This is a genomic window from Phenylobacterium haematophilum (assembly GCF_014196295.1).
GTDB classification, from domain to species: Bacteria; Pseudomonadota; Alphaproteobacteria; order Caulobacterales; family Caulobacteraceae; genus Phenylobacterium; species Phenylobacterium haematophilum.
This window is the reverse complement of record NZ_JACIDK010000011.1, coordinates 37,168-56,247: the sequence shown is the minus strand read 5'-3', so window position 1 is coordinate 56,247 and position 19,080 is coordinate 37,168. Positions and strand designations below refer to the sequence as shown.

The window sequence follows — 19,080 nt, the reverse complement described above, 5'->3', positions numbered from 1 at the left end:
CACGACACCCTGACGCGGGGTGGAGCAGCCCGGTAGCTCGTCAGGCTCATAACCTGAAGGTCACAGGTTCAAATCCTGTCCCCGCACCCAAGGTTTCAATAGGCCCCCTAGCTCAGCTCGGGGGCTTCTTTGTGTCCGGGCGCCGTCGTCAGGACGCCTCCATCGCCGGCCAGTCCGGCATGGCGAGCTTCACCGGGCGGCCGGCCTCGACGCCTTCAAGGTGCTGCAGGAAGCTGGCGATCCCGGCCGCGCCCTGCATGTAACCTGTCTGGGCCTGGATGAAGTCCGGTCTGTCGCGGTGCTCGGCCTGCCGCCAGAGCCGCCGATCGCCATCGAGTTCGCTGGCTCCCAGGATCACCGCCGCACAGCGCCGGGCCAGATCAAGATAGGCGTCGTCGCCGGTCCGACGGGCCAGCAGCAGTGCGAACTCTCCAACCCCGGCGTCGCCGCAGCATTGGCCGTGATTGTTCCAAAAGCCGGCCGACCGGGCCTCCGGGGCGCCGGCGCCCTCGACGCCCGCGAGCAGCTGGGCGAGCGCCTCGGCCCATTCGGGCTCGCCGGTGACGGCGTGCAATTCGAGCAGCAACCGGCCAGTGCCCGCCGGGCCATGGCAGGCGCCGAGATAGAAGATCGGCTTGCGCGTGTCCTCGTTGTGGCAGACCAGCCGCCCGCTGCCCACCGGGTGGCTGCGGCTCATCGTGTAGCGCGCGGCGGCTACGGCGGCGTCGAGATACCGCGCCTCGCCGGTGGCGCGGTGCAATTGCAGCAGCGCATAGCCGACGCCCGCCCCGCCATGGGCGAAGTTCGGCGCGGTGAACTGAAACGGCATGTCGGCCATCATCTTCCAGCGCAGGCCTTCCGGGGTCGGTTCGGCGACCTCCAACAGCCGCTCGGCCGCGGCGCGGGCCAGCAGCAGGGCTTCAGGATCGAGACCCTCGCGATCGGCATAGAGCAAGGTCAGGACCACGCCGGCCGAGCCGACCGACTGGTCGAAGACTTCGCGGTCGTGGGTAAAGCCGGTGATGTCGCCGAAGGGCGCCGGCTCGATCCAGCCGACGCCGGCCCCGAGCCGCTGGGCCAGTTCGCGGATCTTGCCCAGGCAGAAGGCCGCGCCGTCGCGATAGCGGGTCTCGCCGGTGATCCGCGCCAACTCGCCGAGAACGAACACGTAGCCGCCCCAGCCGGTTGACGAGTTAACCGAGAGGCCCTCGAAGGTCGGCAGCGCCGCCAGGATCTCGTCGCCGGCGTCGATCGCCTTTTCCATCAATTGCGGTTCGCCGGACTGCGCGTACAATTCGAGCAGCAAAAGGATCACCCCGCCGGCCCCATGATAGAGGCTGTGGGCCGGACGGGATTTCGGATGATCGTTGGTGCGCCAGACGGCGCCGGTCCGCTGCGATTCGATGAAGTTCAGCGCTTCGCGCGCCGCCTGTCCGTACCCGGTCATTTCCGCCCGTCCTGTTTTGCGCAAGGCTAGCGGCGCAAGGACCTAGAGGCCAGCGCGGAACACCCAGTGCGGCCACACCTGCTCGGAATGCAGCTTGCGCCTTATGACCAACTCCTCGACCGCCTCGGTGGCGCCAATGCAGGAGGGCGTGTCGGCGTCGTCGTAGACGACATAGCCGCCGCGGGCCATGCGCGGCCAGACCGCGTCCTGGGCGTACTTCACGCCCGAATAGATGTCGCAATCGATATGGGCGAGGCCGAAGATAGGCCGCTCGCGGGCGATCGCCGGGAAGGTGTCTTGGAACAACCCCTTCACCACCACGAGGTTGGTCAGGCCGAGGGCGTCGCGACGCTCGACCAGGGCGTCGTAGGAACTGTCGCCGAAGTCGCCTGGGCCGTGGAGGTCGCGGCCCGCATCGGTCGCCGGCATCCCGGCATAGGTGTCGCAGGCATAGACCTTTGCGCCAGGCGCCACGTCCCAGAGGACGCGGGCCATGAACAGCGCGTTGCCGCCGCGATAAGAGCCGAACTCGATGACGTCCTTGCCGTCCAGACCCGCATAGAACGAGGTCAGGATCAGGAACAGGTTCATCCGCTTGGCCTCCACCATCACCGACCAATGGGCGGAAGCCTCGAGCCCGGCCTGATAGAGCGGATGGTGGGCGACGCGCTCGGCGACCCCGGCGTGCATCAGGCCCCAGCCGCGCTGGTAGCCGTCGTGGGCCGATCGGCCACGGGCGATGGTCCGCGGTGTGCCGATCTCAGGTAGAGGGACAGCGGTCATACGCCTATTGCTAGGAGGCTTTCGTCGGCTCGGCAATCGCCGTTCGGCGAGCTAGGCCGTGGCGGTCTCGTAGCTGCGCCAGGCGCTTTCGCAGCGCTTGGCCCGCGAGGCGCGGCGCAAATCGTCCAGGCGCGCCTCGAGCTTGGCCGATGCGGCGGGAGCGGCGGCGCCGAGCGAGGCGGGGAAGAGGTAGGCCTGGGCTGTTTCGCCGCCGCGCGCTAGCGGCTGGCGGCGGGCGCCGGAGACCACCGCGCGTTCCGTGAGCGCCAATTGAGCGGCGATTTCGCGACAGGACAGATGAGTGTAGTCGGTGCGCGGGACGGTAGCGGCCGTCCGCTGAGTATCGGTTGTCGCGCAGGCCGACAGCAAAGCTGCCGCGGCGATCGGCAGGACCGCGCCTCTCATTCCTGGAGCCCTCCCTGAAGGGTCGTTGTTTCGAAGACTTTGGCACGGCGGCGGCAAATGTCTTCAGCGAACGTGCGCCAGGCGAGCGACTTCACGGAAACGCGCACTCAAGGCGCCGCCGATACCGGCTGGAACCGCGCAGGATTGTCGTTTTCTTGAGCGCGGAACGGGCCTATATGTGGCTTTGCTTGATTGCACCGCCCGGCCGAAAGGCCGGGCGCCGTCATTTTGGAAAGACCGTCATGACCGAGATTCTGATGCCGAAGGCGACCGCTGTCTGGCTGGTCGACAACACCTCGCTGACCTTCGATCAGATCGCCGACTTCTGCGGCCTGCATCCCCTGGAAGTGAAGGGCATCGCCGATGGCGAAGTGGCGCGCGACATCCGCGGCGCCGACCCGATCGCCAACGGCCAGCTGTCGCGCGAGGAGCTGGACAAGGCTCAGAGCAACGACAAGTACCGCATGAAGGCGCAGAAGAGCCGCCACGCCGAGCTGCTGAAGCCGGTGAAGAAGGCCCCGCGCTACACGCCGGTCTCGCGCCGCCAGGACCGCCCGGACGCCATCGCCTGGTTCATCCGCAACCACCCCGAAGTGGCTGACAGCCAGATCGCCCGCCTGCTGGGCACCACCAAGGCCACCATCGACCAGGTCCGCAACCGCAGCCACTGGAACTCGGCCAACATCAAGCCGGTCGACCCGGTGACGCTTGGCCTGGCGACCCAGATGGAACTGGACGCCGTGGTCAAGAAGGCCGCGGACAAGAAGGCCAAGGACGACGCCCGTCGCGGCATCGTCGACGGCCCGACCCTGGAACCGGCCTCGGAGACCGGCGCGTTCGGCGGCGTCGCCGAGCGGGACGATCAGCCCTACGTGGCCGAACAGCCGCACTTCGACGACGAGGACGGCGAAGAGGACTAGGGATAAGGGAAGGGGTGGCGCGGCTGCCCCTTTCACCTGCGCCGGCTGGATGCCGACGCGCGCAGGCGACCCCGCCGATCGCCTCCGGGGACCCGTGGAAACGATCGATCAGGGTCGACTGGCGTCCGTCCCCCGCCCGCACGGACGAGGAGCAAACCGTCCCTAGTGCGCTTGCGCGCCGAGGGCTTCGATCTCCTCCTTGAGCTTAAGCTTCTTGAGCTTCAGTTCCTTCAACTTGGTGGCGTCGGCGGCCGGCCTATTCGTTTCTTCCTCGATCATCCGATCCAAATTTTGGTGACGGAAGCCAAGTTCACGGATACGGGCTTCGACGGCCATGACGTGTCATCTCCTTGTCGAACTACTGTCACGGCCAGTGAACACCCGCTGGTCTGGCCTGTCAGATCACATATGTTTGCAGTGGGCTGGACCGCGCCCACGCCTTGAAACCGGGCTCGGAGATACGAGGGCATGAGCACACCTGCGCGCCTGGTGGTGGGCGTCTCGGGCGCCAGCGGCGTCGTCTACGGCCTGCGCGCGCTCGATGCGTGCCGGGACCTTGGGGTGCAGAGCCACCTGATCTTCTCGAAGGCCGCGGCCCTGACGTTGGCCCAGGAGACCGGGCTCAGCGTCGCCGACGTGAATGCGCGCGCCGACGTGCCGCACAAGGTCGGCGACGTCGGCGCGGCGATCTCGTCGGGATCGTTCCCGACGCTGGGCATGATCATCGCGCCCTGCTCGGTGCGCACGATGAGCGAGATCGCCACGGGCGTGACCTCTTCGCTGCTGACCCGCGCCGCCGACGTGACCCTGAAGGAGCGTCGCCCGCTTGTGCTGATGGTGCGGGAGACGCCGCTGCATCTGGGGCACCTGCGCACCATGGTGCGGCTGGCTGAGATGGGGGCAGTGATCGCTCCGCCGCTGCCGGCCTTTTACGCCAAGCCGACGAGCTTGGAGGAGATGGTCGACCAGTCGGTCGGGCGCGCGCTCGATCTGTTCGGCCTGTCCTGGACGCCGGTGAAGCGCTGGGGCCTGGATCTCAAGCCTCTGACCGGGGAGGGCTGACGTTGTCGTTGTGGGGCTGGACGCTGGAGGCCTATGCACGCCCGGGCGTGCCGGAGGTCTGCCTGGAGTTGCAGGACGCCTACGGGCAGAACACCTCCTACCTGCTATGGGCGGTGTGGGCGGAGGGGGCGGACGCCGCGACCCTGCAGGCGGCGGCGTCGGCTGGCCGCTCCTGGGACGAGGCGGTGCTCAAGCCGGTGCGCGCTGTGCGCCGCACGCTCAAGGCGCCGTTCGAGGCCGTCGCCGACGGTGCACGTGAGGGCCTGCGCGAGGACGTGAAGGCCGCCGAGCTGCGCGCCGAGCGTGTGCTGATGGAAGCCTTGGAGGCGATGAGCGAACACCGGCGCGGCGGACAGCCGGCCCTGGCGGCGCTGCAAGCTGCTTCGCGCGCCTGGGGAGCGCCCGCGCCGGACGAGGTGCTGGCTCGCCTGGCGCGCGCCCTGGGCTAGGTCGTTAACCGCCGCCGTGGCATAGAATGCGCCGTGACGTGGGGCCGCTAGCGTATGAACGACGACGACAGGAACGATCCCGAGGCGCGGCTGGCCGCACGCCTGCACCTGCTGACTCAGGAGCACGCCGATCTGGGCGTTGCCGTTGAGGCCATCGGCCAGGCGCCGGTGCCTGACATGATGGTCATCGCCCGCCTGAAGCGGAAGAAGCTGGCCCTGAAGGACGAAATCGAGCGTCTGAAGGATCAGCAGACGCCCGACATCATCGCCTAGGCCCGCAAGCGCGGGCCGGCGCTCGTCACCCCATCTTGAAGGCGCAGAACTTGTTGCCGTCCAGGTCGCGGAAATAGGCGCCGTAGAAGGTGGGCAGCCGCTTCCCAGGCTGGCCGTCGCACGTGCCGCCAGCGGCCAGCGCCGCGGCGTGGACCTGGTCGACGACTTCGGGCGAGGGGCAGGCCAGGGCGACCATCATGCCGTTTCCGCTGGTGGCCTTCTCGCCGTCATAGGGCTTGCAGACCGCCAGGGCGCCGGCGCCCGGCGCGCCATAGAACTGGATGCGGTCCATGCCGAAGGACCGCGCGACGCCGAGCGGCGCCAGAACGGCGTCGAAGAACGCCTTGGATTTCTCGAAATCGTTCGCGCCGACAGTGGTGTAGCCGATCATGGTGTTTCCCCTTTGGTGGTTTTCGCTGACGGCTTCATAGCAACCTGACGCGAGGGTCACCGAAGGAAAACAGAGGCTCAGCGCCGAGCGAACCCGCGCGCCTCGCGCTTGCGGATGAACATGGCTGCGTCGGCCTCGGCGACCAGCGCTTCGGCGGTGAGTTCGGGCGAGATCTCGCGCACGCCGAACGAGATGTGCAGGGGCGCGGTCCATTCGCCGAACCGGATGGGCGTGGCCTCGATGGCCTCGGCGAGCGAGCGGGCCTTGGCTTCGGCGGTCTGGCGGTCGGCCTGCGCCAGGATGACCCCGAACTCGTCGCCCCCCATGCGCCCGACGACGTCGCTGTCGCGGACATTGGCGGCCAGCCGCTCGGCCACCGCACAAAGGCAGGCGTCGCCCGCGGCATGGCCGTAGCGATCATTCACCGCCTTGAAGCCGTCGAGGTCGAAGTAGACCAGGCTGGCGGGCGAGCCGTAGCGCTGGGCGAAGGTGCGGATGCGGCCCAGCTCGCGCACGAAGGCGCGGCGGTTGAGCAGCGGCGTCAACGGGTCGCGATCGGCCAATCCCTCGACCTCGCGCAGCTTGGCCTTGAGGCGCGACACCTCGCCGCGCAGATCGTCGACCTCGGTCAGCAGCGTCGCCAGCGCGCTCTGGACGGCCGGGGTCAGATCAGCCTCGCCGAGGCCCAGGAATGCGGTCTTGTCGATCGGTGCGGCTGCGGCGGCGGTCGCTTGAGCGCCGGCGTGAACCAACGCCCGCTTGCGGATCGCCGAGAAGGGTTCGGTGCGCGCGCCGGTGATCTTCATTGAGCCTCTCGCCCACCTCCAGAATCGGCAGGGAACCTTAAGCGTCGAGAATCCTGAACGTCCTTGGTTGCGGGCGCAAGGCCGGCGCCTATACTCCGCGCCTTTCCGAGAGAAGGGGCACGTCGGAATGAGCGTAGGCAAGGCGCAAGTCGCCATCATCATGGGCAGCCGGTCGGACTGGCCGACCATGAAGGCGGCCGCCGACAGTCTCGACGCCCTGGGCGTGGCCTACGAGGCCAAGGTGGTCTCGGCGCACCGCACGCCCGATCGGATGTACGACTTCGCCAAGGGCGCCAAGGCGGCCGGCTTCAAGGTGATCATCGCCGGGGCTGGCGGCGCAGCCCACCTGCCCGGCATGACCGCCTCGCTGACCGAACTGCCGGTGCTGGGCGTGCCGGTGGAATCCAAGGCGCTGAAGGGCATGGATTCGTTGATGTCGATCGTGCAGATGCCCGGCGGCATCCCGGTCGCCACCCTGGCCATCGGCGAGCCGGGCGCGAAGAACGCCGGCCTTCTTGCCGCCCAGATCCTGGCGCTCTCCGATGAGGCGCTAGCCCAGCGGCTGGCCGACTTCCGCGCCCGCAACACCGCCGGCGTCGCCGAAACCGTCGAAGACTGAGAATTCGCATGACCGCCTCTCCTCTGCCCCCCGGCTCGACGATCGGGATTCTCGGCGGGGGTCAGCTCGGCCGAATGTTGGCGCTGGCCGCCGGGCGGCTGGGCTTCGACGTCGCCATCCTCGATCCTGAGCCGAACGGCCCGGCCAGCCGCGTCGCCGCCCACACCGTCGTCGGGGCCTATGACGATCCGGAAGCCCTGGCGGAGCTGGCGAAGCTGGCCGACGTCGTCACCTATGAGTTTGAGAACGTCCCGGCCATCGCGGTCGAGAAGCTGACCGAACTCGGGGCGCCGGTCGCACCTGGCGCGCGGGCGCTGGCCGTGGCCCAGGATCGGGTGGAGGAGAAGACCTTCCTCAACGGCGCGGGCGCGCCGACCGTCGCCTTCATCGCCGCCGACGATGGCGAGTCCGCTCGCGAAGCGGTCGCCGCCCTGGGCGCGCCGGCGCTGATGAAGACGCGCCGCGAGGGCTATGACGGCAAGGGCCAGATGTGGGTCGAGCACGCCGCCGACGCGCCCGAGGCGTTCAACAAGGTCGGCGCCAAGCCCGTGATCCTGGAAGCCCCAGCCGATTTCGTGCGCGAGCTGTCGGTGATCGCCGCCCGCGGCCGCGATGGCGAGATCGCCGTCTATCCGATGGCCGAGAACCATCACGAGAAGGGCGTGCTGCGCCGCTCGTTCGCCCCGGCCGAGGTCAGCAAGGAGATGGCCGGCCAGGCCGAGCGCATCGCCGCCCAGGTCCTGACGGCGCTCGACTATGTCGGGGTGATCGGAATCGAGCTGTTCGAGCTCAAGGACGGCAAGCTGCTGGTCAATGAGATCGCGCCAAGGGTGCACAACACCGGGCACTGGACGATGGACGGCTGCGAGGTCGACCAGTTCGAGCAGCACATCCGCGCCGTGGCCGGCTGGCCGCTGGGCCCGACCCACGCCCACGCCAAGGTCGAGATGCTGAACCTGCTGGGCAAGGAAGCCGACGGCTGGGCCAAGTTGGCCGGCGAGCCGGAAACCCGCGTCCACCTCTACGGCAAGCGGGACGCCAAGCCGGGCCGCAAGATGGGCCACGTGAACCGGCTGAAGCCGCTCTAAGTCCCGCTCATCCCCGCGAAGGCGGGGACCCAAGCTGAATCTCTGACTTCGGCGAGGCCCGATGGATCCCCGCCTGCGCGGGGATGAGCGGAGTCATCAGGCTTCGGCCGGGATCGCCGACAGCGCCTCTTCCAGTTCCAGGAAGCTCGGCTGCGCGCCCGAAGGCACGCTGCCCCGGCCGATCTCGACCGAGATCTGCGCGGCGTTGCCGTGCAGATGCGCGACCAGCACCGACTGGATGATCTTGTAGAAGGAGCCTTCCTCCTCGGTGATTTCCTTCAGGCGCGCGGCGATCGGGCCGACCAGGCCGTAGGCCAGGAACACGCCGAGGAAGGTGCCGACGAGGGCGCCGCCGATCATGCCGCCCAGCACTTCCGGCGGCTCGGTGATCGAGCCCATGGTCTTGATGACACCGAGCACGGCCGCGACGATGCCGAGGGCCGGCAGGGCGTCGGCGAGGTTCTGCAGCGCGCCGGCCGGGGCCAGCGCTTCGTGGTGGTGCTTCTCCAGCTGCTTTTCCATGGCGTCCTCGACCTGGTGCGGGTCCTCGAGGTTCATGGTCATCATCCGCAGGGTGTCGCAGATGAAGTCGATGGCGAAATGGTCCTTCATGATCTTCGGGAAGCGCGAGAAGATCGTGCTCTCCTTCGGATTTTCGATGTGGCTTTCCAGGGCGATGACGCCCTTGGACTTCATGGTCTTGGTCAGCAGGAACAGCAGAGACAGCAGGTCGCGGTAGTCGGATGCCTTCCACTTCGGGCCGGCGAACACCTTGCCGAACCCGCCGAGCGAGCCCTTGATCACGGGGACCGAGTTCGAGATCAGGAAGGCCGCCACGCCGGCGCCGCCGATGGCCATCATTTCGTGGGGCAGGGCGTGCATGATCACGCCCATGTTGCCGCCCGAGATGATGTAGCTGCCGAACACCAGCGCGAAGAGCAGCACGATGCCGATAATCTGAAACATAGGAAGACGCAGTCCCCGCGGAATTCAGCGCGGAGCATGGCTGTTAATGCTTAATGCCCGGTGTGCGCGGCCCTTGTGCGCTTTGAGGTTTGCGCATCCCGTCGGCTCGGCTTAACAGCCCCCCATGCCCAAGTCCGCCGAAGAGCAGGAAGGCCTGCCCAAGAAGACGTTCGCCATCATCTTCGGCGTGTCGTTGGTTACCGCCATGGGGAATACCGGGATGATCTCGGTGCTTCCGGCGATCGGACGATCTATCGGCATCCCCGATCCGATGGTGGCGGCGATCTTCTCGCTGTCGGCGCTGCTCTGGGCCTTTTCGTCGCCATGGTGGGCGCGCGCATCCGACCGTCACGGGCGCAAGCCGCTGATGTTGATCGGGCTTTCGGGCTTCATGTTCTCGATGATCGCCTGCGCCCTGGTGGTGCTGGCCGGGCTGCACAAGCTGGCGGCGCCGATGGTGATCTTCGTCTGCTTCCTGTTCGCCCGGGCGCTGTTCGGTCTCTTCGGCGCGGCCTCCAACCCGGCGACCCAGGCCTACGTGGCCGAGCACACGCCCCCCGAAAAGCGCACGCAGTCGATGTCCAGCCTGGCCGGCGCGTTCGGCCTCGGCACCGTCATCGGGCCGTTCGTCGCGCCGCTGTTCGTGCTGCCGTTCGTCGGGCTGTCGGGTCCGATGCTCGGCTTCGCCCTTCTGGCGGGCGTCATGCTGTTCGTGGTCTGGAAGTTCCTGCCGGAAAGCAAGCACATGCCGGTGGCGCCGTTGAAGGCCGCGATCGCCAAGGACGCCACCGGCGGCGACGCGACCAAGGAAAAGCCGATGTGGCGCGATCCGCGCGTCACGCCGTTCCTGATCTATGGGTTCATCGTCGCGGTCTGCCAGACCGCGCAGGGCCAGACCCTGGGCTTCCTGATCATCGACAAGCTCCAGCTGTCGCCGCTCCAGGCGCAGGGCTTCATCGCCATCGCCATGATGTTCGGCGCCATGGCCGGCCTGCTGGCGCAGTGGGGCATCATCCGGATGTTCGAGATGACCCCCCGCCAGCTGCTGCGCTGGGGCGTGGCCGTGGCCGCGATCGGCAACGTCATCGTCGCCCTGCAGCCGACCTATGGCGCGGTCGTGGCCGGCTATGCGATTTCAAGCCTTGGGTTCGGCCTGGCGCGCCCGGGCTTCACGGCCGGCTCGTCGCTCGCGGTCGGCATGCACGAGCAGGCGAGGGTCGCCGGCGCCATCGCCGCCGTGAACGGGGTCAACGTCGTGCTCGCCCCGTTCTTCGTCTGGCTCTACGAGCGGGTCGCCCCGGCGCCGTTCGTGCTGTGCGGCGTCCTGATGCTGCTGATGCTGATCTACGCCTTCCGCAACGAGCAACTGCGCAACGCCCACCCGCAGCCGGCCACCCGCGCCGACGCCGCCATGGCGACCCTGGAGAAGAGCGACGAGGGCGGGGTCTAGGCCGCCGCCCTCAGTTCGGCAGCGCGCCGGCCTCGACGTTCAGCCGCCGCACCATCTCCATCGACAGATAGCCGTCGGCGATCAGGCCGCGCGACTTCTGCCAGGCGCGCAGCGCGGTACGGGTGTTCACCCCCACCACCCCGTCCGGCGAGCCCGGATTGAAGCCGAGCTTGGCCAGGGCGGTCTGGGCTCCGATGCGGTCGCTGATCGCCAGCGGCGTCTCGACCGGCCAGGGCTTCACCAGCGGCGCGCCGCCGGCGAAGGCGTCGGCCAGCAGGCCGATGCCCAGGGCGTAGGCCGTGGAGTTGTTGTACTTGCGGATCGCAAAGTGGTTCGGGAACAGCAGGAAGATCGGGCCGCTCGCGCCGGCCGGGGCGACAAGCTGCGCGGGGGCCTGCTCGGCGGCTTTCCAGGGGCCTCCGTCGGCCGGCTTGACGCCCAGGGCCTCCCAGTAGGCCGGAGCCTCCTTGGGGCCTTCGGTGAGGCTGTAGTCGAAGCCGGCGGGCAGGACGACTTCCCGCGCCCAGGCTTGGTCGCGGACCCAGCCGCCCTTGGCCAGCAGGTTCGCGGCCGAGGCCAGGGCGTCGTTGGGCGAGCCCCAGATGTCGCGCCGGCCGTCGCCGTCGCCGTCCACCGCGGTCGAGATGAAGTTGGAGGGCAGGAACTGGGTCTGGCCCATGGCGCCGGCCCAGGAGCCCTTGAGCTGAGCGCGGCTGGCTTCGCCTGACTGGATGATCTTCAGGGTGGCGATCAGTTCGCCCTCGGCCCAGCCGCGGCGGCGGCCGTGATAGGCCAGGCTGGACATCGAGCGGACGACGTCGAAGTCGCCCTGCACGGCCCCGAAGGCGCTCTCCATGGCCCACACGGCGATCAGGATGTCGCGCGGCACGCCGAAGCGCTGTTCGATCCCTGGCCAGAACGGCAGGTCGTTGCGATAGCGCTGGCCGCGGGCGATACGGTCGGCGCTGATCACGCCCTTCACGTAGTCGCCGATCGGCTTGGAGAATTCGGGCTGGGCGGAATCCAGGCTGATCACCCGCGGATTGGGCGTCAGGCCGGCCATTTCGCGGTCCACGAGCGCGCCGGGCAGCCCCGCAGCGATGGCGCGGCCGCGGAAATCGCTGCGCCAAGCGTCGTAGCCCGCGTCGCCCGAGGTCGCCGGGGGCGCAGGCGCAATCGGCTGCGTCGCGGGCGGAACCTCAGGCTGGGCTGGCGGCGCGGTGTGCGTCGGCGGCGGCGGGGCGGGACCGGCGCAGCCGGCGAGGAGCAAGACAAGAAACAGGCGACGGTCCATAAGGAGCAGCCTAGCGGTGCCCCGTGCGGGCCTCAATCACAAGGCCGCGAGGCGGACGCGACCATCTCGACGCCGCTGCGGCGTTGACTCTTGGAGCCCCTGCCCGTATACGCGCCCGCTCTGTAGATAACCCGCCGGACCCGGTCCGGAGCCTTGAGATAGGTCCATGAAGGTCAGAAGCTCGCTTAAGTCGCTCAAGACTCGCCACCGCGACTGCAAGCTCGTGCGTCGCAAGGGCGTGGTCTACGTCATCAACAAGACCGACCCGCGCTTCAAAGCCAAGCAAGGCTGAGGCGAGGAGGATGGCTCCCAAGGCCGTCCTCTGGGACATCGGTAATGTGATCGTGCGTTGGAATCCGCGCACGCTTTACCAAGAGATTTTCAAGGAACCGGCCGAATGCGACCGGTTCCTTTCTCATGTCTGCAACATGACATGGCATGTCGCCCACGACCTCGGGGTGACCTTCGCAGACAATCGCGCGCCGCTGCTCGAGCAATTTCCTCAATACGCCGACGCCATCCACGCCTGGGAGACCCGGTGGTGGGACATGTTCTCTGGGCCGATCCCCGAGACCGAGGCGGCGATCGAGGCCCTGCACGCCGCGGGAGTGCCGCAGTACGGCGTGACCAACATGTCGCATGAGACCTTTCCGGGGACCGTGGCCATGAGCCCGGCCTTCAAGCGGCTGGCCGATTATGTGGTCTCGGCCCACGTGGGGCTGCTGAAGCCGGATCCGGCGTTCTACGCGCGGGCCTGCGATCAGTTCGGGCTGGCGCCGGCCGACGTGCTGTTCTTCGACGACTCCGCGGCGAACATCGCCAGCGCCCGCGAGTTCGGCTTCGACGTCCATCATTTCACTGATCCGGCGGGCGTTCGTCCGGCGCTCGAGGCCCGCGGCCTGCTCTAGGGCGCTTCAGGGGCGCAACACCGCCGCGCGTCCAGCGGCGCTTCAACCGTTCCTGACGAACTCGAGAAATTCCTGCCGGGTGCGCGGGTCATCGCGGATCACGCCGGTCAGGCTGCTGGTCGTCAGGCGTGAGCCCGGCGTGTTCACCCCCCGCATCGTCATGCAGCTGTGCTCGGAGACGATGACCACGCCGACGCCCCGCGGCTGCAGGATGTCGTGGATGGCGCCGGCGATCTCGGAGGTCAGCTTCTCCTGAATCTGCAGACGCCGGGCGAAGCCGTGCACCACCCGCGCCAGCTTGGAGATCCCGACCACCCGGTCGGACGGCAGGTAGCCCACGTGCGCCTTGCCCAGGAACGGCAGCATGTGATGCTCGCAGAAGCTGACCACACGTATATCGCGCAGCACCACCAGCTCGTCATAGCCCGCCACCTCCTCGAAGGTGCGCTCCAGATATTCGCGCGGGTCGCTCTCGTAGCCGGAGAACAGCTCCTCGTAGGCGCGGACCACGCGGCCGGGGGTTTCGAGCAAGCCCTCACGGTCGGGATCGTCGCCGGCCCACTCGATCAGGGTGCGGACCGCGGCTTCGGCCTCGCTGCGGCTCGGACGGGTGCGTGATGGGGTCATGGCGAAACTCCGCGTCGATCCGTCTCAACGGTCGGCCAAGGCGAAGGTTCAGCAGGGCGGATGACAGGGGCCGGCCGCCCCGCTAGTTTCCGCCGCCTTTCCGCAAACCTCGAGCTGTGAGACGCTTAAGCCTATGTCCGACGACAATTCCCACGGCGACATCCTGAACCAGGCCGCCCAGGGCCAGCTCAAGAGCATCATCGAGCGCATCGAGCGCCTCGAGCAGGAGAAGACCGAGATCGCCGAGCAGATCAAAGAGGTCTTCGCCGAGGCCAAGGGCAACGGCTTCGACGTCAAGGTGCTGCGCAAGGTGGTCCGCATCCGCAAGCAGGACCGCGCCAAGCGGCTGGAGGAAGAGGCGATCCTCGACCTCTATCTCTCGGCCATCGGAGAGATTTGAAGCGGTCTCCGCCAGACCGGAAGGCGCAGGCCAAGCGGGCCGCGCTGAATGCACTGAAGCGCGTCCGCCGCCAGGCGGACCGCGCCGAAGTGAAGCTCTCCGACTGGGAGGGGGAGTTCCTCGGCTCGGTCGAGGACCGCGTGAAGACCTACGGCCGCGCCTTCGGCGACCCTGAAAAGGGCGGCGCGGGCGAGGCGCTCTCGGTCATGCAGACCGTGAAGCTGAAGGAGATCGCCGCCAAGGCGAAGGGCGAGAAGAAGCCCTTCCGGCGGCGACCCAAACCGTATTCGGAAGACTGAGCAGCCAAAATCCGCTCATCCCCGTGAAGGCGGGGATCCATACGGAGTGTCCGGGGCCGAGGCGCCTTGGGTCCCCGCCTTCGCGGGGACGAGCGGCGTACTCTAGGCCACCGCGCTGGCGTCGTCCTCACCGCCGGCGCCCTTGACCGCGTCTTCCAGGCCCTGTTCGCGAACCTTGCGATAAAGGGTCGAGCGGCCGATGCCGAGGCGGCGGGCCACCTCGCTCATGTGGCCGGCATAGATCTCGATGGCCAGCGCGATCAGGTCGCGCTCGATCTCCTCCAGCGTCCGCAGATGTCCGCGGTGGTCGAGGATGCGCACCGGCGCGTCTGCCGGCATTTCGGCGACCAGCTGCTCGGCGGTGGGCAGGCTGACCGGCCGCTGGCTGGCGACCGCTTCGACCGCCTCCGGCGGCGGGGCGGCGACGCCCGAGATGGCCGGGAAGTCGAACGGCTGCAGATAGGGCGCGTCGGCTAGTACGATGGCGCGATAAACTGCGTTCTCCAGCTGGCGCACGTTGCCGGGCCAGTCATAGCTGGTGAGGAACGCCAGGGTCTCGGCCGAGGCGCCGACGACGCTCTTGCCCTCTTCGACGTTGAAGCGGCGGATGAAGTGGTCGACCAGGGCCGGGATGTCTTCGCGCCGCTCGCGCAGGGGCGGGGCCTCGATCGGGAAGACGTTCAGGCGATAGAAGAGGTCCTCGCGGAACAGGCCTTCCTTCACCGCTTGCGCCGGGTCGCGGTTGGTCGCCGAGACGATCCGCACGTCGACCTTCACCGAGCGCTTGGAGCCGACCGGGTCGATCTCGCTTTCCTGCAGAGCGCGCAGCAACTTGACCTGCATGTCGAGCGGCAGTTCGCCGACCTCGTCGAGGAACAGGGTCCCGCCGTTGGCCTCCTGGAACTTGCCCAGGTGCTTGTCGGTCGCGCCGGTGAAGCTGCCCTTCTCGTGGCCGAACAGGATGCTCTCGACCAGGTTCTCGGGCAGGGCGCCGCAGTTGACGGCGACGAACGGCTTGCCGGCGCGGTCGGAGGAGCCGTGCACCGCGCGCGCGATCACTTCCTTGCCGACCCCGCTCTCGCCGGTGATCAGGATCGGGATGGACGACTTGGCCGCGCGCTCGCCCATACGCTTGACCATGGTCATGGCCGGCGAGTTGCCGACCATGTCGGCGAAGCTGGTGCGGCCGGTGGCGTGTTTCTTCAGCCGGTCGACCTCGCCCTTCAGGGCGCCCATCGACAACGCATTGCGGATCGAGACGATGATCCGTTCAGGGCTGGCCGGCTTGATGAAGAAGTCGCTGGCCCCGGCCTGCATGGCCTGGACCACGGTGTCGATGCCGCCGGTGGCGGTCAGCACGATCACCGGCTGAGAGAAGTTGCGCGCACGCATCTCCTTCAGGGTGTCCTGGCCGCTCATGCCGGGCATGACGAGGTCGAGCAGAACGATGTCCGTCGAGGCGCCCGTCTGCAGGCGCGCGATCGCCGCGTCGCCGTTCTCGGCATGGGCCACGGCGAAGCCTTCGCGTTCCAGCACGGCTTGGATCAGCCGGCGCTGCGTCGGGTCGTCATCGACGACAAGGACCGTCTTGGTCATTTGAAACACCCACACCTGGAATCGGACGCTCGTTTCGCCGATGGCTTGGTCGAACGAGGCTCTTGTTGGCCCGGATTGATACATGGGCGGGGTAAAGGCCGGGTTTCGGAGTCCTGAGTCGGGGGTTAACGGCCCGATGGCGAGGTTCCAGCTCCCGACTTCCGGATAACCCGGTTCTGTGTTCAGCTTCTTCTGGGACTCGTCTGACGCGTACTCGCGAGTGGGTAGGAGTGGGCTGAGTTGAACCTTCGCACCTTCCTGAACGAACTGAAGACGCGCAACGTCGTACGCGTGGCCGGGGTCTACACGGTCACCGCGTGGGGCATATTCCAGGTCGCCAGGACGGTGTTCGAAACCTTCGAGCTGCCCAAGTGGCTGTCGGTCGCCACCCTCATGCTGTTCGCCGTGGGCTTGCCGCTGACCTTGCTGCTCACCTGGGCGTTCGAGCTGGGGCCGGATGGAACCATCCGCCGGACGCGGGCCACGGGCGACGATGCGCCCAAGCGCATGAACTGGATGGACTGGACCGCGCTGGCCGCGATCGGCGCCGGGGTGGTGATTTTCATCGCCAGCACGGTCGGCCTGGCCGGCTCGCTGCGCGGCGGCGAGGGGCCGAGCCTGGCGGCCGCCCCCAGCAAGTCGGTGGCCGTGCTGCCGTTCGCCAATTTCAGCGCCGCCAAGGATTCCGAGTATTTCGCCGACGGCCTGACCGAGGAGGTCACCAACAGCCTGGCCCAGGTGCCGGACCTCAAGGTCGCCGGCCGCACCTCGGCCTTCTATTTCAAGGGCAAGAACGAGGACATCCGCGAGATCGGCAAGAAGCTGAACGTCGCCCACGTGGTCGAAGGCAGCGTGCGGCGCTCGGGCGACCGGCTACGGGTCACCTGCCAGCTGGTCAGCGTCAAGAACGGCTTCCACCTGTGGTCGGAGACCTACGACAGGCCGATGAACGACGCCTTCGCGATCCAGACCGAGATCGCCGACGGCGTGGCCGCCGCGCTCAAGGTCGAGTTGCGCGCCGGCGGCGACGCGGCGGTCGCGCGCCAGGCGCAGCGCGACCCGGAGGCCTACCGCCTGGAGGTCGTCGCCAAGGGGCAACTGCGTCGACGCGGCAAGGACCACGTCATGGCGGCTCAAGCGATCTATCGCCGCCTGATCGACATGGAACCGAACAACGCCGACGTCCGGGCGGCCTACGCCTACACCACCGCTTACCTCGCCCAGAACCACCTGGAAGGCGACTTCATGCCGGCCGTGCGCAGCGCTGAGGAGCAGATCGCCCAGGCGCTCAAGCTCGACCCGCAATCCTCGTCCGCCTACCTCGCCAAAGGCATGGTCGCGGCGGTCCGGTTCATCCGCGAAGGCTCGGCCCAGGCCGAGGCCGACGCTGAGGCGGCCTACAAGCGCGCCGTCGATCTGGCCCCGCGCGATCCGGAGGTGCTCAGCCTCTATGGCGACTTCCTCGCCCCCCGGCGGCCGCAGGAGGCGGTGACATATCTGCGCCGGGCTCTGGACGTCGATCCCCTCGACCGCATCGCCAATAACGCCCTGGCCGGATCGCTGGCGGCCACGGGCCGTCTGGACGAAGCCGAGCAGCGGCTGCGCTCCAATATCGAGCTGTTTCCCGAGTTCATCGACGCAAAGGAACAGCTCGGCGACGTGCTGATCGAGCAGGGTCGCCTGGACCAGGCGGTGGTGTGGTATCGCATGGCGGCCGAGCCGCTGACCGATCCGGCCTCGTCGATCCAACTCGCCAACCTCTATTACAATCTCGGCCTGCCGACGGAGGCGGACCGCGCCCTGACCCCTTGGGCCGATCACCCGGTGGTCGGTCCTGTGGCCCAGGCCGTGCGGCTGATCATCGCCGGCGACTTCAACGGCCTGGCGACCCTGTCCCGGGGCAAGCTGGCAGAAGCGGAGGCCGATCCGCTCTGGCGCAGCGGACTGGCGCTCGCGTCATCGCAACTGGGGCAATACGACCAGGCGCGGGCCGAGTGGCTGGTGATGTCGCCGGAGCTGTTCGCGCCGTCACCCAAGGTCTCCACGCGCCTCGCCAACGAGGCAGTCGATGCGGCCTATGTGATCGACCGCACCGGCGACAAGGGCCAGGCGCGGCGCATCCTGCTGGCCGTGCTGGCGGCCACCGAGCCGAAGCCCGGCCTGCGCCAGCCCAACCGGCGGCGGATCGCGCGGGTGAAGGCTTATGTGATGCTGGAGGACCGGGACCGCGCCTTGGCCGAACTGCGCGCGGCGATCGACAGCGGCTATCGCTCCCTCTACGACCTAGATCTGTTCACCCGGCTCGACGCCTATCCGATGATGGCGCCGATCCGCTCCGACCCGCGATTCCGGGCGATGATCCGCGAGGTCGAGGCGGACAATCGCCAGATGCGCGAGGCCCTGCAGTCCAGCGCCCCGCCCGTCAGCCCGCCGCCGCGCCGCTCCTAGGTCAGTCAATTCGCGGTGGCGGCCTGGTCGCCGCCCCGCAGCTCGACGCCCCATTGGGGCGCTTCTCGCCTAGCCGTTTTCGAATGGCTGAGGTGCGGATTTGCGCGTTGCGCGGAAGGCCGCCAAGCTGGACCTTGGCGGTCTGGTCCACCGGAGCCACGCGCCATGTTTGTCGGTCACTACGCTGCTTCCCTCGCCGCCAAGGCCATCAAGCCGCGTGCTCCGCTCTGGACCTATGTGATCGCCGCCCAGGCCATCGACATCGGTTGGGGCGCGCTGGTCATGTCCGGCGTGGAAAAGGTGCGCATCGATCCCAGCCTGCCGGGCAGCGCGCTTGACCTCTACCACATGCCCTTCACCCACAGCCTGCCAGCGGTGGTGCTGTGGTCGCTGGCGGGCCTGCTGCTGGCGCGGGCCGCGCGGCTGCCGTGGGGCGCGGCGATCGCCATCGCGGCGGTGGTGTTCTCCCACTGGCTCGCCGACCTGCTGGTGCACAGGCCGGACCTCGAACTATGGTTCGGCGGGACCAAGGTCGGGTTCGGCCTTTGGAACTACCCGGTGCCCGAACAGGCGGTGGAGATAGGCCTGCTGGGCCTGGGCGCGGCGGCCTGGGCCTTCGTGCGCGGGCGCCATGGCCGTACGCTCTGGCCGGTGCTGGTTTTCACGACGATTCTGGTGGCCGTACAGATCATCGCCATGGTCATGCCGGGCGATGGCGACGCCGCCGGATTGGGCGCCACGGCGCTGGCCGTCTACCTGGTCGTCGGGCTCATCGCCTTCGTGCTGGATCGCCCGCGCAAGCTGACCTAGCGGCGCCCTTGATACCCGAATTCATCGGCGCATAGTCCC

General features: G+C 68.2%; 23 protein-coding genes and 1 tRNA gene. 14 read left to right on the top strand and 10 right to left on the bottom strand.

The features are described 5' to 3' along the window. Positions 1 to 13: 13 nt before the first annotated feature. Positions 14 to 90: transfer RNA gene (locus GGQ61_RS20830), tRNA-Met, on the top strand. 58 nt (positions 91 to 148) lie between these two features. Here the strand turns inward: GGQ61_RS20830 and GGQ61_RS20825 are convergent. Genes GGQ61_RS20825 through GGQ61_RS20815 form a run of 3 tightly spaced genes read right to left on the bottom strand, consistent with a single transcriptional unit; the run spans position 149 to position 2,635 of the window. Next, on the bottom strand, positions 149 to 1,447 hold the full coding sequence (locus GGQ61_RS20825; RefSeq protein ID WP_183776988.1) for a lanthionine synthetase LanC family protein: 1,299 nt from the start codon (positions 1,445 to 1,447) through the stop codon (positions 149 to 151). A gap of 42 nt (positions 1,448 to 1,489) precedes the next feature. Further along, the gene (locus GGQ61_RS20820) at positions 1,490 to 2,230 is read right to left on the bottom strand and encodes a TylF/MycF/NovP-related O-methyltransferase (RefSeq protein ID WP_183776987.1); all 741 of its coding nucleotides are present in this window, start codon (positions 2,228 to 2,230) and stop codon (positions 1,490 to 1,492) included. 51 nt (positions 2,231 to 2,281) lie between these two features. After that, positions 2,282 to 2,635 carry a hypothetical protein gene (locus GGQ61_RS20815; RefSeq protein ID WP_183776986.1) on the bottom strand — a complete coding sequence of 118 codons (354 nt, stop codon included), beginning with the start codon at positions 2,633 to 2,635 and terminating at the stop codon, positions 2,282 to 2,284. Positions 2,636 to 2,877: 242 nt separating this feature from the next. On the opposite strand from GGQ61_RS20815, the gene GGQ61_RS20810 reads away from it, so the two are divergent. Beyond that, positions 2,878 to 3,555, top strand: a complete 678-nt coding sequence (locus GGQ61_RS20810) for a DUF1013 domain-containing protein (protein ID WP_183776985.1) — start codon at positions 2,878 to 2,880, stop codon at positions 3,553 to 3,555. A 162-nt stretch (positions 3,556 to 3,717) separates the two neighbouring features. On the opposite strand, the gene GGQ61_RS20805 is transcribed toward GGQ61_RS20810, so the two are convergent. After that, positions 3,718 to 3,891, bottom strand: a complete 174-nt coding sequence (locus GGQ61_RS20805; protein ID WP_183776984.1) for a DUF465 domain-containing protein — start codon at positions 3,889 to 3,891, stop codon at positions 3,718 to 3,720. Positions 3,892 to 4,023: 132 nt separating this feature from the next. Between GGQ61_RS20805 and GGQ61_RS20800 the strand changes: the two genes are divergently transcribed. The 3 genes from GGQ61_RS20800 to GGQ61_RS20790 are packed head-to-tail and all read left to right on the top strand — an operon-like array spanning position 4,024 to position 5,339. Then, entirely contained in the window at positions 4,024 to 4,617 is a 594-nt protein-coding gene (locus GGQ61_RS20800; RefSeq protein WP_183776983.1) for a UbiX family flavin prenyltransferase, read from the top strand. A 2-nt stretch (positions 4,618 to 4,619) separates the two neighbouring features. Next, positions 4,620 to 5,066, top strand: coding sequence for a TIGR02444 family protein (locus tag GGQ61_RS20795; RefSeq protein WP_183776982.1), 447 nt, complete (start codon positions 4,620 to 4,622; stop codon positions 5,064 to 5,066). Positions 5,067 to 5,120: 54 nt separating this feature from the next. Continuing rightward, positions 5,121 to 5,339: a YdcH family protein gene (locus tag GGQ61_RS20790; protein WP_183776981.1), complete on the top strand. Its 219-nt coding sequence runs from the start codon at positions 5,121 to 5,123 to the stop codon at positions 5,337 to 5,339. A 25-nt stretch (positions 5,340 to 5,364) separates the two neighbouring features. Here GGQ61_RS20790 and GGQ61_RS20785 read toward each other — a convergent pair whose 3' ends face one another. Together GGQ61_RS20785 and GGQ61_RS20780 are read right to left on the bottom strand one after the other, a co-directional pair. Beyond that, positions 5,365 to 5,730: a VOC family protein gene (locus tag GGQ61_RS20785; RefSeq protein WP_183776980.1), complete on the bottom strand. Its 366-nt coding sequence runs from the start codon at positions 5,728 to 5,730 to the stop codon at positions 5,365 to 5,367. Between the two features lie 77 nt (positions 5,731 to 5,807). Beyond that, on the bottom strand, positions 5,808 to 6,536 hold the full coding sequence (locus tag GGQ61_RS20780; protein ID WP_183776979.1) for a GGDEF domain-containing protein: 729 nt from the start codon (positions 6,534 to 6,536) through the stop codon (positions 5,808 to 5,810). Positions 6,537 to 6,663: 127 nt separating this feature from the next. On the opposite strand from GGQ61_RS20780, the gene purE reads away from it, so the two are divergent. Together purE and GGQ61_RS20770 are read left to right on the top strand one after the other, a co-directional pair. Continuing rightward, positions 6,664 to 7,155: a 5-(carboxyamino)imidazole ribonucleotide mutase gene (purE, locus tag GGQ61_RS20775; RefSeq protein ID WP_183776978.1), complete on the top strand. Its 492-nt coding sequence runs from the start codon at positions 6,664 to 6,666 to the stop codon at positions 7,153 to 7,155. Between the two features lie 8 nt (positions 7,156 to 7,163). Beyond that, positions 7,164 to 8,243, top strand: a complete 1,080-nt coding sequence (locus GGQ61_RS20770) for a 5-(carboxyamino)imidazole ribonucleotide synthase (protein WP_183776977.1) — start codon at positions 7,164 to 7,166, stop codon at positions 8,241 to 8,243. A 96-nt stretch (positions 8,244 to 8,339) separates the two neighbouring features. On the opposite strand, the gene motA is transcribed toward GGQ61_RS20770, so the two are convergent. After that, positions 8,340 to 9,209, bottom strand: coding sequence for a flagellar motor stator protein MotA (gene motA, locus GGQ61_RS20765; RefSeq protein ID WP_183776976.1), 870 nt, complete (start codon positions 9,207 to 9,209; stop codon positions 8,340 to 8,342). A 124-nt stretch (positions 9,210 to 9,333) separates the two neighbouring features. Between motA and GGQ61_RS20760 the strand changes: the two genes are divergently transcribed. Next, entirely contained in the window at positions 9,334 to 10,659 is a 1,326-nt protein-coding gene (locus tag GGQ61_RS20760) for an MFS transporter (protein WP_183776975.1), read from the top strand. Between the two features lie 10 nt (positions 10,660 to 10,669). On the opposite strand, the gene GGQ61_RS20755 is transcribed toward GGQ61_RS20760, so the two are convergent. After that, on the bottom strand, positions 10,670 to 11,953 hold the full coding sequence (locus GGQ61_RS20755) for a lytic murein transglycosylase (RefSeq protein ID WP_183776974.1): 1,284 nt from the start codon (positions 11,951 to 11,953) through the stop codon (positions 10,670 to 10,672). 166 nt (positions 11,954 to 12,119) lie between these two features. Between GGQ61_RS20755 and ykgO the strand changes: the two genes are divergently transcribed. Together ykgO and GGQ61_RS20745 are read left to right on the top strand one after the other, a co-directional pair. After that, positions 12,120 to 12,245 (top strand): type B 50S ribosomal protein L36, encoded by a 126-nt coding sequence (gene ykgO, locus GGQ61_RS20750; protein ID WP_056023006.1) that lies wholly within the window; start codon positions 12,120 to 12,122, stop codon positions 12,243 to 12,245. A gap of 10 nt (positions 12,246 to 12,255) precedes the next feature. After that, positions 12,256 to 12,861 (top strand): HAD family hydrolase, encoded by a 606-nt coding sequence (locus GGQ61_RS20745; protein ID WP_183776973.1) that lies wholly within the window; start codon positions 12,256 to 12,258, stop codon positions 12,859 to 12,861. A gap of 42 nt (positions 12,862 to 12,903) precedes the next feature. Here the strand turns inward: GGQ61_RS20745 and folE are convergent, their stop codons facing one another. Beyond that, complete coding sequence (gene folE, locus GGQ61_RS20740; RefSeq protein ID WP_183776972.1) at positions 12,904 to 13,488, bottom strand: GTP cyclohydrolase I FolE; 585 nt, start codon at positions 13,486 to 13,488, stop codon at positions 12,904 to 12,906. 133 nt (positions 13,489 to 13,621) lie between these two features. Between folE and gapR the strand changes: the two genes are divergently transcribed. Together gapR and GGQ61_RS20730 are read left to right on the top strand one after the other, a co-directional pair. Further along, positions 13,622 to 13,888: a nucleoid-associated protein GapR gene (gene gapR, locus GGQ61_RS20735; RefSeq protein ID WP_183776971.1), complete on the top strand. Its 267-nt coding sequence runs from the start codon at positions 13,622 to 13,624 to the stop codon at positions 13,886 to 13,888. Then, positions 13,885 to 14,187, top strand: coding sequence for a hypothetical protein (locus GGQ61_RS20730; RefSeq protein WP_183776970.1), 303 nt, complete (start codon positions 13,885 to 13,887; stop codon positions 14,185 to 14,187). Before gapR ends, GGQ61_RS20730 begins: the two co-directional genes overlap by 4 nt. Before the next feature lie 102 nt (positions 14,188 to 14,289). On the opposite strand, the gene GGQ61_RS20725 is transcribed toward GGQ61_RS20730, so the two are convergent. Then, complete coding sequence (locus tag GGQ61_RS20725) at positions 14,290 to 15,783, bottom strand: sigma-54-dependent transcriptional regulator (protein WP_183776969.1); 1,494 nt, start codon at positions 15,781 to 15,783, stop codon at positions 14,290 to 14,292. Between the two features lie 240 nt (positions 15,784 to 16,023). On the opposite strand from GGQ61_RS20725, the gene GGQ61_RS20720 reads away from it, so the two are divergent. Beyond that, a complete protein-coding gene (locus GGQ61_RS20720; protein WP_183776968.1) occupies positions 16,024 to 18,231 on the top strand; it encodes a tetratricopeptide repeat protein in 2,208 nt (735 codons plus the stop codon). Positions 18,232 to 18,396: 165 nt separating this feature from the next. Then, positions 18,397 to 19,041 carry a hypothetical protein gene (locus tag GGQ61_RS20715; RefSeq protein ID WP_183776967.1) on the top strand — a complete coding sequence of 215 codons (645 nt, stop codon included), beginning with the start codon at positions 18,397 to 18,399 and terminating at the stop codon, positions 19,039 to 19,041. Positions 19,042 to 19,080 lie beyond the last annotated feature (39 nt).

Bases quoted from the DNA above. Each gene is read 5' to 3' on its own strand.
- GGQ61_RS20825 (WP_183776988.1), bottom strand. From the start codon at position 1,447: ATGACCGGGTACGGACAGGCGGCGCGCGAAGCGCTGAACTTCATCGAA.
- GGQ61_RS20820 (WP_183776987.1), bottom strand. From the start codon at position 2,230: ATGACCGCTGTCCCTCTACCTGAGATCGGCACACCGCGGACCATCGCC.
- GGQ61_RS20815 (WP_183776986.1), bottom strand. From the start codon at position 2,635: ATGAGAGGCGCGGTCCTGCCGATCGCCGCGGCAGCTTTGCTGTCGGCC.
- GGQ61_RS20810 (WP_183776985.1), top strand. From the start codon at position 2,878: ATGACCGAGATTCTGATGCCGAAGGCGACCGCTGTCTGGCTGGTCGAC.
- GGQ61_RS20805 (WP_183776984.1), bottom strand. From the start codon at position 3,891: ATGGCCGTCGAAGCCCGTATCCGTGAACTTGGCTTCCGTCACCAAAAT.
- GGQ61_RS20800 (WP_183776983.1), top strand. From the start codon at position 4,024: ATGAGCACACCTGCGCGCCTGGTGGTGGGCGTCTCGGGCGCCAGCGGC.
- GGQ61_RS20790 (WP_183776981.1), top strand. From the start codon at position 5,121: ATGAACGACGACGACAGGAACGATCCCGAGGCGCGGCTGGCCGCACGC.
- GGQ61_RS20785 (WP_183776980.1), bottom strand. From the start codon at position 5,730: ATGATCGGCTACACCACTGTCGGCGCGAACGATTTCGAGAAATCCAAG.
- GGQ61_RS20780 (WP_183776979.1), bottom strand. From the start codon at position 6,536: ATGAAGATCACCGGCGCGCGCACCGAACCCTTCTCGGCGATCCGCAAG.
- purE (WP_183776978.1), top strand. From the start codon at position 6,664: ATGAGCGTAGGCAAGGCGCAAGTCGCCATCATCATGGGCAGCCGGTCG.
- GGQ61_RS20770 (WP_183776977.1), top strand. From the start codon at position 7,164: ATGACCGCCTCTCCTCTGCCCCCCGGCTCGACGATCGGGATTCTCGGC.
- motA (WP_183776976.1), bottom strand. From the start codon at position 9,209: ATGTTTCAGATTATCGGCATCGTGCTGCTCTTCGCGCTGGTGTTCGGC.
- GGQ61_RS20760 (WP_183776975.1), top strand. From the start codon at position 9,334: ATGCCCAAGTCCGCCGAAGAGCAGGAAGGCCTGCCCAAGAAGACGTTC.
- GGQ61_RS20755 (WP_183776974.1), bottom strand. From the start codon at position 11,953: ATGGACCGTCGCCTGTTTCTTGTCTTGCTCCTCGCCGGCTGCGCCGGT.
- ykgO (WP_056023006.1), top strand. From the start codon at position 12,120: ATGAAGGTCAGAAGCTCGCTTAAGTCGCTCAAGACTCGCCACCGCGAC.
- GGQ61_RS20745 (WP_183776973.1), top strand. From the start codon at position 12,256: ATGGCTCCCAAGGCCGTCCTCTGGGACATCGGTAATGTGATCGTGCGT.
- folE (WP_183776972.1), bottom strand. From the start codon at position 13,488: ATGACCCCATCACGCACCCGTCCGAGCCGCAGCGAGGCCGAAGCCGCG.
- gapR (WP_183776971.1), top strand. From the start codon at position 13,622: ATGTCCGACGACAATTCCCACGGCGACATCCTGAACCAGGCCGCCCAG.
- GGQ61_RS20725 (WP_183776969.1), bottom strand. From the start codon at position 15,783: ATGACCAAGACGGTCCTTGTCGTCGATGACGACCCGACGCAGCGCCGG.
- GGQ61_RS20715 (WP_183776967.1), top strand. From the start codon at position 18,397: ATGTTTGTCGGTCACTACGCTGCTTCCCTCGCCGCCAAGGCCATCAAG.